This window comes from Salinispira sp., assembly GCF_059431795.1.
This window is the reverse complement of sequence record NZ_JBXWXS010000013.1, coordinates 114,643-126,505: the sequence shown is the minus strand read 5'-3', so window position 1 is coordinate 126,505 and position 11,863 is coordinate 114,643. Positions and strand designations below refer to the sequence as shown.

Sequence of the window (11,863 nt, the reverse complement as noted above, 5' to 3'; positions counted from 1 at the left end):
AAGTATCGACTGAATTTCTTTATTACTTATTATAGATGAAAAAGGGCACAGAAATAAAGATATTTTCCCGATCCCCCGCCTCAAAATGTTCGGGAATCCGGCTCAACATTCGTAAAAAGCTGAAGGGGAAGCCTCCCCGGATTACAATATCAGGTTGATACAACGTGGCGATCACCTCACTGAAGCTTTTCGGGGGAAGGGTAAGCGATCCCAACTCTTCCGGAGATAGCAGCAGATACAGAGTCAGGGGCGCTTTTTCCCCTTCAGCCATTTGTGCAAGCCGATCCTCCAGGTCACCCGGGGTCATGTTTCCAGTACTGTGGATCGCCGAGGGAGGAAATTCTGAGGATAAGCGCTTGAGAATAGATATGCTGTCCGGATTTCTTCCGGATGTTTCGTCCGTTGATGTAGCGTTGCCGAGTATGGCCTCAACGGATGCTTCTATATATTCCGGATCATAAATCAGAGTCCCCTCCCCCCTACGCTGCTGAATATGATCGAATAGTGCGGGATCGCCAAAATCGGGAATAAGATATATACCCATAAGAAGCGGATACTCCGGGGATACCTGACCCAATACATAGATATGTTCCGGGGCTGCCTCCATACCAGAAATTTCCTCCCCAAGTTTCCTCTGCCAAGGCGCAAGGATCAGAGCCGAATAACGGTCCATGGACCGGGAAGGTAAATCAGCCAATAGTTGTGCACTCATGGTAATTTCGTTTTCCAGAACATCGTCGGGGGAAACGGTAACAATTTCCAGGGTATATCCCCGCTGGCGGAAGTATCGCCTGAGCGCTTTTTGCAGGGAAGCCGAATCCGCAGGGGTACCGCTAAGGGGGGACAAGTTCTGTCCACCCTGTTGCTGAAGCTCGTAGATAAGCTGACGTTTCAGAGGCGGATCGAGTATAAGAAGAATGTCAGGTTCAGATCCGCAGGACAGAAGCGGAAGGGCGGTAAGAAAGATGAGGAAGATGAGTATATGAATGTTTTTCTGTGAACTCTTCCTTTCCTTGCCAAGCATGGCATCAACGTCCGGAAAACGCCCGGACAAGAGGCTTAATTTTTCTCTCCAGCTCCAGACGGTATTGAATATCTTGCTCCAGACGGTTGAAAAATCTGTCGGTCAGAATGAGGATTAAAAGGGTAATTAACACTGCGGTCCAACCCCAGAAATACTTTAACAGCGCAAAGAGTACTGAAGTTACCGGAGCAGCGATGAGGACAAGGAAAAAACTCATGTACATAATGAACGTCCAGTGCTTTTCAAAACGGCGTGATCTGATCATGATCCGAGCAAGAATCGGAATAAGTATCAAATAGAGCAGCGGCAAAACAAGAAGTATAAATTGATTGTAGTTTCCGGAATGAATGAAATACAATCCGGCATTAAAAAAAAGGAAAAACCCGGTGAACTGCACCCGGATCAACAGGGAAGCGGCAGCGCCGTCAACTCCATTTTTCTTCAACTTCCCCCGGCCCATCAGGACCAGAAAAAACACCGGAACCAGGAAGTACAGCACCGCATGATACAGATAAAGGGGAAGGATCTGAATTGAGACGGAAACCAGCATATAGAGTGTAAAAAACACAGCTGCACTGAGAGCACCAAAGACGACCCCTCCTATTGCCGATGCGCGGAGTTGAGAGAGATCCTGAATATCATCTCTGTGCCAATGGATAAGCTGGCCCATATATAGGGGCATGGAAAACAATATAAACAGCTGCATAGTGAAAAGAACCTACCACAACAGCATGTTTCAGAGCAAGTATTGACAGCAGTACTTTGAGGGTGCAAGTATGTGAAATCCCAAGGAGAGCTAATGACAGAAGGAGCACAACTGCCAGGGCTCGGCCTGGTACGGCAGCATGATCTCTATATTGATGATACACACGCACTGACTCTTGAAAGCGGCGTGGAGTTCGGTCCATTGAATATCAGATACGAATGTTATGGAACACTCAATGCCGATAAGTCCAACGCTGTACTTATTGTACATGCATTTTCCGGAGACGCTCATGCCGCAGGATACCATAGCCCGGATGACCGGAAACCGGGGTGGTGGGATTCGATGATCGGACCCGGCAAAGCATTTGATACCGACCGCTATTTCATTATTTGCTCCAATACCCTGGGAGGATGCACCGGCACCAGCGGGCCCGGATCCATTAATCCTGCCAGTGGGGACCCCTATGCCCTGGATTTTCCGGTAATCACCATCCAGGACATGGTGGAAACCGAAAGAATACTGATTGATCATTTGGGGATTGATCAGCTGCTGGCAATCGCCGGGGGTTCCATGGGAGGAATGCAGGTACTGGAATGGAGCATTCGCTATCCCGAGCGATTAAGAACTGCAATCGTCATCGCATCCACCGGGCGTCTCAGTGCCCAGGGTATAGCATTCAATGCCGTGGGACGGAACGCAATCATGTCCGACCCCCATTGGAATGGAGGTCATTATTACGGCCGGGATCACTTACCCCGCCAGGGCTTGTCAATCGCCCGGATGGTGGGACATATCACCTATCTTTCCGAGGAATCCATGCGGATGAAATTTGGACGAAGACTTCAAACCCGGGATGACTTCAATTTTGATTTCTCCGATCAGTTTCAGGTGGAAAGCTATCTTGAATATCAGGGGGATCAGTTTGTTGAGCGTTTTGATGCCAATTCCTATATCTACCTGAGCAAGGCCATGGATTATTATGATTTTTCATCCCGCTACGGTACAATGGATAGCACCATCGACCGCTCCACAGCTTCCTTTCTGGTAATCTCGTATTCCAGCGACTGGCTGTTTCCCAGCTACCAGTCCAAGGAGTTGGTCTACGCCATGATGCGCAGGGGAAAGGATGTGTCATACACCGAACTTGACAGCCCCTACGGACACGATGCCTTCCTTCTGGAAACCGGACGGCAGGAAATTATCGTCTCGTCTTTTCTGAACTCAGCAATGGAGGGGCGCCGCTGATGCACAATTATGATCCTACACGGTTCAGCTACGAGGAAATTGCCAAACTGGTTCGTCCCGGGAGCCGGGTACTAGATCTGGGCTGCGGAAGCGGTGATCTCCTGCTCAGGCTTCAGGAAGAACGCAGATGTAAAGGCAGAGGAGTGGATATTGAAGAGGATATGGTGCTCAGCTGCATCCGGAAAGGTTTATCTGTGTTTCAGGGAGACTTGGATGAGGGCTTGAAGGACTTCCCCAGCAAGAGCTATGACTATGTTATTCTCAACCAGACTCTGCAGATGCTCCAGGACCCGGTATTTCTTCTCAAGGAAATGCTCAGAGTTGGAAGGAACCTTATTGTGAACTTTCCCAATTTCGGACATCTGAGAAATCGACGCCAGCTGATGTTCCGGGGAGTTATGCCCAGGAATAAAAATCTGCCGTACAGCTGGCACAATACGCCGAACATCCATTTTTGCACCAGAAAAGACTTCCGTCAGCTGTGCGGAGAGCTGGGGCTGAGAATTACCGATGAAATTTGCCTGAACGAGCGGGGAAAACCCCTGACAATTGGGCGGGATCTCCTGGCAACACAGGTGTGTATGCTCCTGGAAGAGAAATAACTACTTACACTCTCTGAGAATATGATGAATTCATGCCCGGTGGTTTGACCTTTTTATAAGACAATGCTACATTGTCAATCCGTGAAATTCCAATATCATGGTCAAAACTAAGGGAGGCATATTGTCCGCAAAGAACCATCGAATTAACGAGCAAATCCGGGTCAAAGAGGTTCGTCTCATCGCAGACGACGGGGAACAGCTAGGTGTAGTATCCACCGATAAGGCCCTGGAGATGGCCCGGGAGCGGGACCTCGACCTGGTCGAAGTCTCCCCCAATGCCAAACCCCCGGTATGTAAGCTCATTGACTACGGAAAGTATAAATACGAGATGGACAAGAAGAACCGCGAGTCCAAGAAGAACCAGACTCAGGTAAAACTGAAAGAAATCCGTATGCAACCGAAAATTGAAGGTCACGATCTGCAATTCAAGACCAAACATGTGCTTGAATTTTTGCAGGATGGCAACAAGTGTAAGGTTACGATACGATTCCGCGGACGAGAACTTGCCCACACACATTTAGGAAAGGATGTACTTCATAAAGTACTAGAGCTATTGGGCGAAGAGAATTACAACCTTGACCGTGCCCCCCAAATGGAAGGCCGGTTCATGAGTATGATTCTCAGTCCAAAAGCCAAGAAAAAATAGAGAGGGTATCATGCCGAAAATGAAAACCCGCAGATCTGCGGCAAAACGCTATAAGGTGACCGGCAGCGGCAAGGTGCGGTATAAGAAGCAGGGGCTTCGCCACATCCTCACCAAGAAAAGCACCAAGCGGAAACGAAAACTCCGGAAAGCCGGAATTCTCAGCCCTGCTGAGAATGACCGTATCCGGAAAATCCTCCCCTACGGCTAGTACCGGGGAGGAACAGGCCTGGTTCCAGGTGGTTGGCTACCGAAGAACCGGCAAGCAATGAAAAATCGAGCCCGTAATAGTATACGGAACTCATCAAGGAGAAAAAAATGCCAAGAGCAGTAGACGGTACCCGGCGCAAAAGCCGCCGGAAAAAAATTCTGAAAGAAACGAAAGGTTTCTACGGACGGCGAAGCACTCTTCACACCACCGCAAAAGATGCATTGAAGAAGAGTCTTCAGTACGCATATCGGGATAGAAAGAACAAGAAGCGGGAATTCCGCCGCTTATGGATTGCCCGTATTTCCGCAGCAGTCCGGGAAGAAGGCCTGTCATATTCCCGTTTTATCAACGGTCTGAATAAGGCAAATGTAGAAATTAATAGAAAAGTATTATCCAATCTTGCAATTGAAGACCCCAAGGCGTTCAAGGCAGTTGTAGAAACCGCCAAAAAACACCTATAGGGTTATGTGAAGTGCATCCCCGGCGGGGGCGGCAAAGAAACACGGATCAGTATCGTGCCTGACCACGGCCTGATGCTACCCGGTGTTTTTTCGCCGCCCCCGTTTTTTTCGGATTCAACATGGACAGATAAGGATGTGCTTCGTATACTGTATTATTGATCACAGCAGAGGGGTTAACCATGATCAGCATAGACCAGATTAAGAAACTTGAAAGCAAAATTCAGGAAGCAGTGGAACTTATCAGTCAGTACAAGGAAGAGAACCGTTTACTGAAAAACCGGCTGGGCAATTATGAAGGACGGATCGCCGAACTTGAAAACCTGATAGATCAGTACCGGGATGAACAGGGAGAGATCGAACAGGGAATCATCAATGCTCTGGAACATCTTGACAGTCTGGAACAGGTTGTGGGTACGATGAAAGAGGATCCTGAAGCCAGCGTGCTTGCGGAACAGGAAGCCGATGCGGTACAGAGAGAAATTGAAGCCCGGGAAGCCGGTGTTACCACCCCGGATATTGTGGGAGATGGCGATTCAGCGGAAAAAAGCGGCGCAGAAACATCCCGCGTTCATTCCGAAGAAGAAACGCTGCAGACCGATGAAGAAGAAGTTGATCTGGGCAACCCTGACAGCAGCTTTTCTGAAGAAGAGCAGGACAGTGAAGATGATGAATCCGACCTGGATGAAGAAGACAGATTGGAAGAATCCAATATCGATGATGCCCTGAATGACAATGAAGGCATCAGCGACGATTCATCTGAAGAATTCGATGAAGAATCTGAAGAGGAATCACGGGAAGGTCAACTGGATATTTTCTAAATCCGGATGATGATGCTACGCCCCACAAACTCAGGTCAGCGAGGAAACGCATGAAGGTGGAAATGCTGGGAACAAGCTTTACTCTCCAATCGGATGAGGATCCTGTATATCTGGAGCAGGTTACCAGGTTCTATGAATCCAAGATCGAGGAGATTAGGAGCAGCGTGGAAACCCGGGATCCTGTAAAGCTGGCCATTTTGGCAGGTATTTTGGTGGTGGATGATCTTTTTAAGACGGGGGCAGCGGGTCAAAGCCGGCTTCAGCCCTCCCCTGCCCCGCAGACAAACGAAGATGCATCACTGCAGGATGCTGTAAACCCCGGGGAATCGACAATTGACAGCAGCGAACTGGAAGAGGCGGAAAGAATCACCATGAATCTGATACACCGCATCAGCAGCACTCTTGAGGAAGCAGCCATCGATGAACCGCTGCCACTCCTCGCATCTGACGAGCAGGGTATCTGACTCGACTCAGAGCCGGTGCATGTCGATTGCATGTGTATTGAATGTTTGTGCCGCCTGTTCGAGCAATTCTTCCCCTCCCTCATTTTTTCACCGGATTGAATTGACTGTCATTCACGCTTTCGCTATTATCAGCCCAAATGTCTGTTGTTACGAGCCAGCAAATCTCAAAATTATACGACCGCTTCAGCGAACAGGATGTACTGTTCAACAAAGATATTAACCGTGCATTGATGCTGAATACCAAAGGTATTCATCTTCGCTGCCTGGGATATCAGTGGCCGTGTATTCTCTACTCCAGTTCCATGACCTCCGCCAAGCTGGTTGTAAACGTCAAAACACCTATCAAAAAAGTGATCGAACAGGCAAACCGAATGGTCAGTCTGAACTACAGCTTTCTTCAAAAAGACAAGGGCAATCCTGTGAGCTTTTTCATGAAAGGCCGGGTAGTGAGCTACGCACCGTATCATCCGGAAAAACCCGACCTGAATTTCCTGAACCTGGAGTTCGCACATCGCCCCCCCGATGAACTCATTTTCCGTCTCGGAGAACTTCTTGAGGCCCAGACCAGTTCAAACGAACGAAAGGATGAAAGAATTGTCATGAATCCGCAAGTTCAGCAGGAGTTGGGACTGAGCGCAAAGGACAGTGTAGCAATAAGCATCGATAATATCCCCAGAAAATGCATCCTCAGGGATATTTCCTTCGGCGGCGCTAAGGTTATTATCTTCGGCGTACCTGCATTTCTGGTGAACAAACCCTCGCTGCTGACGCTGAAATTTGAAGATCCGGATCTGCAGCTTCAGATCGCCGGGAAAGTTCTTCGCTTTGAGGAAGTTCAGGGAAGGAAAGACCTGGCGGCTTTTGCCATACAGTTTGATGAAAAAGCTATCCCCACAGAATATAAACTGCGCCTGAATCAGTATCTGAAACTGAAAAAACGTAAATAGCCGACTGAGTGCAGATGGCGCCGTTGGATTTTAATCGATAGGCGTATGTATACCCAAGGCGTTATCTATCGAAGCCCGTAAAGGATTTTATATGAAACATTCCCACGAAAAACTTGAACATCTGATATACATCTCCCTGCCCGAAGCCATGCAGAAAGAGATCGGCGGATTCCAGCTTCGGCCGGACATTATGCTGCCTGTGGAAACCGGAAGCGATGAAGAAGATTGGGATATTGCCAATCTGAGCTGGGAGATGATTGTTACCGGAATGTTGAAAGTTCTTGCCTACGACCAGGACAATGAGAATGGGGGATATTTCCGCCAGTTTGTTCTGGCGGTAAAGCCCGGCATTCTGGAGGAGCTCACCCAGACAGCCATCCTTAAAGCCCAGAACAACGATTGGGATTTAGCCGAAGAACTTTTTCTGGCCCTTCAGGGACTGCAGCCTGACAATCCCCGGTCCACCCTGAATCTTGCCCTGATGTACGATCAGCGAGCTGAGGGATATGAAAAACTGGGCAATGAACCGGAGCAGAAACGTTTTGAAGAGTACGCATTCAGTGCATATATCAGCGCTCTTCAACAAAAACCCGAATTACCTGAAGCCCATTTATATGCCGGCTATTTTTTTCTCCGGCAACAGTCATTCGGCAGGGCAAAAAAGGAATTTTCCCGTTTCATGGAAATCAGTTCCGATCCGGACAAGAAAGCCGAGGTTGAGCAGATCCTCTCCCAGCTGAAAGGCAGCTCCAACCGGGACGCATTGTTTAACGAAGCATTTGATTTTATCCGCTTAGGAAAGGAAACCGAAGGGCTCGCGAAAATTGAAGAGTTCCTCAAAATGCAGCCTGAGATTTGGAACGCCTGGTTCCTGAAAGGTTGGGCACTTCGACGTCTTAAACGCTACCAGGAGGGTTACAACGCCTTCACCATAGCCAGAAGCAGAGGAGGGAACAGTTCAGATCTGCTGAATGAGATGGCGATTTGTGCCATGGAGATTAACAGACTGGATGAGAGCCGTTCGCTGTTGGAGGAGGCTCTGCAGCTGAGTCCCGATGATGTAAAAATCCTTTCCAATCTGGGTATCTGTCTGATCAAAATGGGAGAGTTTGAGGATGCGCAGGAACAGTTTCTGCGGGTTCTGCATGGAGATCCGGAGGATCAAATCGCTCGGCAGTACCTGTCGTATATTGAAGAGCAGCTCTAAAACCCCCGGCCCTATCCGACCGCAGACCCCAAATTTCCGAAATTCATCACCTTTTCGCCGGGCTCATCCGCCTTTCGGCATTTTTCAAAAAAGCTTAACACTTTTTTTATCTTTTTTTTAAAGTTTCGCCCCATCTCTACCGATGCTCTAATACGGGAGAGGTTCGGGGATCACAGATTCTTCGGAAGCATATCTCTCCCTATTCATACTATCGGGTTTTGGATAATACCCTTTAGTGAAAATTCGTAAAAAAATTGTGGAATCCACAATTTTTTTCCCAAGGTCCGGGTGATGATTTCAGGATGCGGATATCTGTAAAAAGGATGTACTCGCCCGCTGCCTGAAATCGGATCCTGGATCTTGCGAAAAAATCACGGGCACGGATGCCCGTGAATCCGCTAATCATCTTCAAGGAGGATATGATGATTATTAATCACAATCTTAGTGCAATGTTTGCACAGCGTCAGAACGGCGTGAACAATGAAGCCGTTACCAAGAACATGGAAAAACTGAGTTCCGGTTTACGAATTAACCGGGCCGGTGATGATGCATCTGGTCTTGCCGTTTCTGAGAAACTGCGAAGCCAGATTCGAGGTCTCCAGCAGGCCAGCCGGAATGCATCCAACGGTATCAGTCTGATCCAGACCACCGAAGGCTACCTGCAGGAAACTCAGGATATTCTTCAGCGGGTCCGTGAACTGTCCGTACAGTCTTCCAACGGTATTTATTCCGCAGAAGACCGTATGCAGATTCAGGTTGAGGTAAGCCAGCTGGTTGACGAAATCGACCGTGTTGCAAGTCATGCCCAGTTTAACGGTATGAACCTGCTCACCGGACGTTTCGCACGACCCGATGCCGCGGGTACTCCTGTACAGGAAATGGCATTCCACATCGGTGCCAACATGGACCAGAAAGAACGGGCGTTCATCGGTACCATGACTGCGGCGGCCCTGGGTGTGAAAAACCTGGGAACCAACGAGATTATCTCAATCTCCACTCCCGAGCAGGCCAACGCCAACATCGGTGTTGTTGATACCGCACTGAAAACTGTAAACAAACAGCGTGCGGACCTGGGCGCCTACCAGAATCGTCTGGAAATGGCAATTCAGGGTATCGACATCGGTGCTGAAAACCTGCAGGCAGCGGAAAGCCGGATCAGAGACGTTGACATGGCCAAGGAAATGGTTGATTTCACCAAAAACCAGATCCTGGTTCAGGCCTCCAACGCCATGCTCGCTCAGGCCAACATGAAGAACCAGTCGGTCCTTCAGCTCCTGGGATAATTCCGGTTTGACCTGATACGGAAACTGCTGAACTGTGCAACATCTATAGCCTTACAATTGCAGTATCCGACGGCCTGCAGGTCCCCCAAAGGGGGCCTCAGGCCCGTTTTTGTTGGAATATCGTCTGCTTTTCAAAGGCTTTACTTGATATGTGGAGCAAGATGATATAATCTTATTAATGCTGATGGAGCAGAATTATCGGCAAAACACTGGGGAAACCTTAAGTTTTTTTTGGTCTTTTGCTTCTGTTTCATGCGCAATGATCTTTGACAACGTCCCCTCTTTGATCTGCCTGATGAAAAACCTCCCGCTGTGAGCGGAGCGACCTTCTGGCTCCCAAGTACACAGTCTTGCTCTTTGTCACGTAACACACCAGTTGACTTAGAAGTCAGGTAAGATCACTCCGCTGGACAACGGCCTGAACGGAGCAAAGTGCAAAGGATTGCGCTTTGATGTGCCGAGACAGCGGGTCCGAAGGCAAGGATTGCCTTCGAGAAGATATCAAGGAGGGGTTATATGATTATTAACCACAACATGAGCGCAATGTACGCAAACCGTACATTAGGTGAGCGGACACAGGAAACTCAGAGTTCCATTGAAAAACTGAGCTCTGGAGAACGCATCACCCGCGCAGCGGACGACGCATCTGGTCTCGCGGTTTCCGAGAAGCTTCGCTCTCAGGTTCGAGGATTGAACCAGGCAAGCAGGAATATCGGTAATGCAGTATCCTTTATTCAGACTACTGAAGGCTATCTGCAGAACACCGGCGATATTCTCGGTCGTATTCGGGAACTCTCCGTTCAATCTGCCAACGGTATTTACACAGCTGAAGACCGTATGCAGATTCAGGTAGAAGTTTCCCAGCTTGTAGACGAAGTCAACCGAATCGCAAGCCATGCACAGTTCAATGGAATGAACATGCTCACCGGTGCATTTGCATCTGACAGTGCAACCGGACAGATCATGCAGTTCCACGTGGGTGCAAACATGGACCAGAATGAACAGGTGTTCATCGGTACCATGACTGCCGAATCTCTTGGTCTGACAAATGCACAGGGCAATGGAGAAATTATTAACATTTCTTCCCCTGAATCTGCAAACCAGGCCATCGGTCAGGTAGATACCGCTCTCAGTGTGATTAACAAGCAGCGAGCCGACCTGGGTGCCTATCAGAATCGTTTCGAAATGGCACAAAAGGGTGTGGACATTGCTGCAGAGAATCTGCAGGCAGCTGAATCGAGAATCCGTGATGCCGACATGGCATCTGAAATGGTGGAATTCACCAAAAATCAGATTCTCACTCAGGCAAACACCGCCATGCTGGCACAGGCCAATGTACAGAGCCAGTCAGTACTTCAGCTTCTTGGCTAATTTCAGGCAGAACACTCCGTTCAAACCTTAGGGAAAGAAGGATCTGGACGTCTCTTCTTTTCCGTATTGCCATCTCCGCCCTCTTTCGGGGGGGCGGAGACTTTCTAACAGGGAGGTTAGATATGTCATTTGAAATACACAGCGCGGCCGGCCAGGGAAGCCCCCGTCCCGCGACAAACCAGGATTCCCGAGGGAATCCGTCTTCACCGGTTAATAGTCCCACAGGAAACAACGAACAGAGGGATTATTCCATACCCGGCAGCAGGAGAAACTCTCAGCAGCAGAAAACCCGGCAACTCCAGGCGGAAGCCCGTCAGCAACAGCAGATCGACGCTCAGCGGCGTTCTGAAGAAGCTCAGGCTGTTCAGCAGGCCAGCCAGGAAGAAGTGGAACGGGAAGTTCAGCAAGCGCTCAAGGAGCTTGAACGAGTAAACCTCTCCTTTGCCCACAAGCTGAAATACAGCATTGATCATGATGATCATGAAATTCTTGTGAAAGTGATCGACCCTGTAACCGATGAGGTGATCAAAGAACTTCCTCCTGTCGCCCTGCAGAAACTTCACGATCGCATACAGGAGTTTATCGGATTGCTGGTGGACGAAGAAGTGTGATTCATAGCCGCCCAGCGGCACATGCACCTTTATACGTTATTTCTCTCCCGATTGTTCATCTCCCGTAAATACGTCAAATACCCATCACTCTCCCGATTTTTTCCCTGAAACAGGATATACTCCTCATTGAGAATGGAGGAACAGGTATAGGAACCGACCAATAATTCAAGCCGGTTTCGATCAAGGTCCGGGGGTAAAAAGGCAGCGAAAAGCTTCTTTACCTTGTGACAAATTATGACGAAATTTAAAAAGAATCTGCAGTACATAATT

At 48.8% G+C, this 11,863-nt stretch carries 14 protein-coding genes; 12 read left to right on the top strand and 2 right to left on the bottom strand.

Annotated features, from left to right (window positions below; genetic code table 11):
• Positions 1–22: 22 nt before the first annotated feature.
• Both AC52PS_RS04250 and AC52PS_RS04245 read right to left on the bottom strand, forming a co-directional pair.
• A complete protein-coding gene (locus AC52PS_RS04250) occupies positions 23–1,024 on the bottom strand; it encodes a hypothetical protein (protein WP_495561794.1) in 1,002 nt (333 codons plus the stop codon).
• A 4-nt stretch (positions 1,025–1,028) separates the two neighbouring features.
• Entirely contained in the window at positions 1,029–1,706 is a 678-nt protein-coding gene (locus tag AC52PS_RS04245; RefSeq protein WP_495561793.1) for a hypothetical protein, read from the bottom strand.
• Positions 1,707–1,823: 117 nt separating this feature from the next.
• On the opposite strand from AC52PS_RS04245, the gene metX reads away from it, so the two are divergent.
• The 12 genes from metX to AC52PS_RS04185 all read left to right on the top strand — a co-directional run bounded on the left by metX (position 1,824) and on the right by AC52PS_RS04185 (position 11,593).
• Positions 1,824–2,975: a homoserine O-acetyltransferase MetX gene (gene metX, locus AC52PS_RS04240; RefSeq protein WP_495561792.1), complete on the top strand. Its 1,152-nt coding sequence runs from the start codon at positions 1,824–1,826 to the stop codon at positions 2,973–2,975.
• Complete coding sequence (gene metW / locus AC52PS_RS04235; protein WP_495561791.1) at positions 2,975–3,577, top strand: methionine biosynthesis protein MetW; 603 nt, start codon at positions 2,975–2,977, stop codon at positions 3,575–3,577. Before metX ends, metW begins: the two co-directional genes overlap by 1 nt.
• A gap of 97 nt (positions 3,578–3,674) precedes the next feature.
• Positions 3,675–4,223 carry a translation initiation factor IF-3 gene (gene infC / locus AC52PS_RS04230; RefSeq protein ID WP_495561790.1) on the top strand — a complete coding sequence of 183 codons (549 nt, stop codon included), beginning with the start codon at positions 3,675–3,677 and terminating at the stop codon, positions 4,221–4,223.
• 7 nt (positions 4,224–4,230) lie between these two features.
• Positions 4,231–4,431, top strand: a complete 201-nt coding sequence (gene rpmI / locus AC52PS_RS04225; protein ID WP_495561952.1) for a 50S ribosomal protein L35 — start codon at positions 4,231–4,233, stop codon at positions 4,429–4,431.
• A gap of 107 nt (positions 4,432–4,538) precedes the next feature.
• Complete coding sequence (gene rplT / locus AC52PS_RS04220; RefSeq protein WP_024267573.1) at positions 4,539–4,892, top strand: 50S ribosomal protein L20; 354 nt, start codon at positions 4,539–4,541, stop codon at positions 4,890–4,892.
• 155 nt (positions 4,893–5,047) lie between these two features.
• A complete protein-coding gene (gene zapB / locus AC52PS_RS04215; protein ID WP_495561789.1) occupies positions 5,048–5,710 on the top strand; it encodes a cell division protein ZapB in 663 nt (220 codons plus the stop codon).
• A 50-nt stretch (positions 5,711–5,760) separates the two neighbouring features.
• A complete protein-coding gene (locus AC52PS_RS04210; protein WP_495561788.1) occupies positions 5,761–6,174 on the top strand; it encodes a cell division protein ZapA in 414 nt (137 codons plus the stop codon).
• A gap of 137 nt (positions 6,175–6,311) precedes the next feature.
• Complete coding sequence (locus AC52PS_RS04205; RefSeq protein ID WP_495561787.1) at positions 6,312–7,121, top strand: PilZN3 domain-containing protein; 810 nt, start codon at positions 6,312–6,314, stop codon at positions 7,119–7,121.
• Between the two features lie 91 nt (positions 7,122–7,212).
• Positions 7,213–8,328 carry a tetratricopeptide repeat protein gene (locus tag AC52PS_RS04200; protein WP_495561786.1) on the top strand — a complete coding sequence of 372 codons (1,116 nt, stop codon included), beginning with the start codon at positions 7,213–7,215 and terminating at the stop codon, positions 8,326–8,328.
• 422 nt (positions 8,329–8,750) lie between these two features.
• On the top strand, positions 8,751–9,611 hold the full coding sequence (locus AC52PS_RS04195) for a flagellin N-terminal helical domain-containing protein (RefSeq protein WP_495561785.1): 861 nt from the start codon (positions 8,751–8,753) through the stop codon (positions 9,609–9,611).
• A 516-nt stretch (positions 9,612–10,127) separates the two neighbouring features.
• Positions 10,128–10,982: a flagellin N-terminal helical domain-containing protein gene (locus AC52PS_RS04190; RefSeq protein WP_495561784.1), complete on the top strand. Its 855-nt coding sequence runs from the start codon at positions 10,128–10,130 to the stop codon at positions 10,980–10,982.
• 122 nt (positions 10,983–11,104) lie between these two features.
• The gene (locus AC52PS_RS04185; protein ID WP_495561783.1) at positions 11,105–11,593 is read left to right on the top strand and encodes a flagellar protein FlaG; all 489 of its coding nucleotides are present in this window, start codon (positions 11,105–11,107) and stop codon (positions 11,591–11,593) included.
• Positions 11,594–11,863 lie beyond the last annotated feature (270 nt).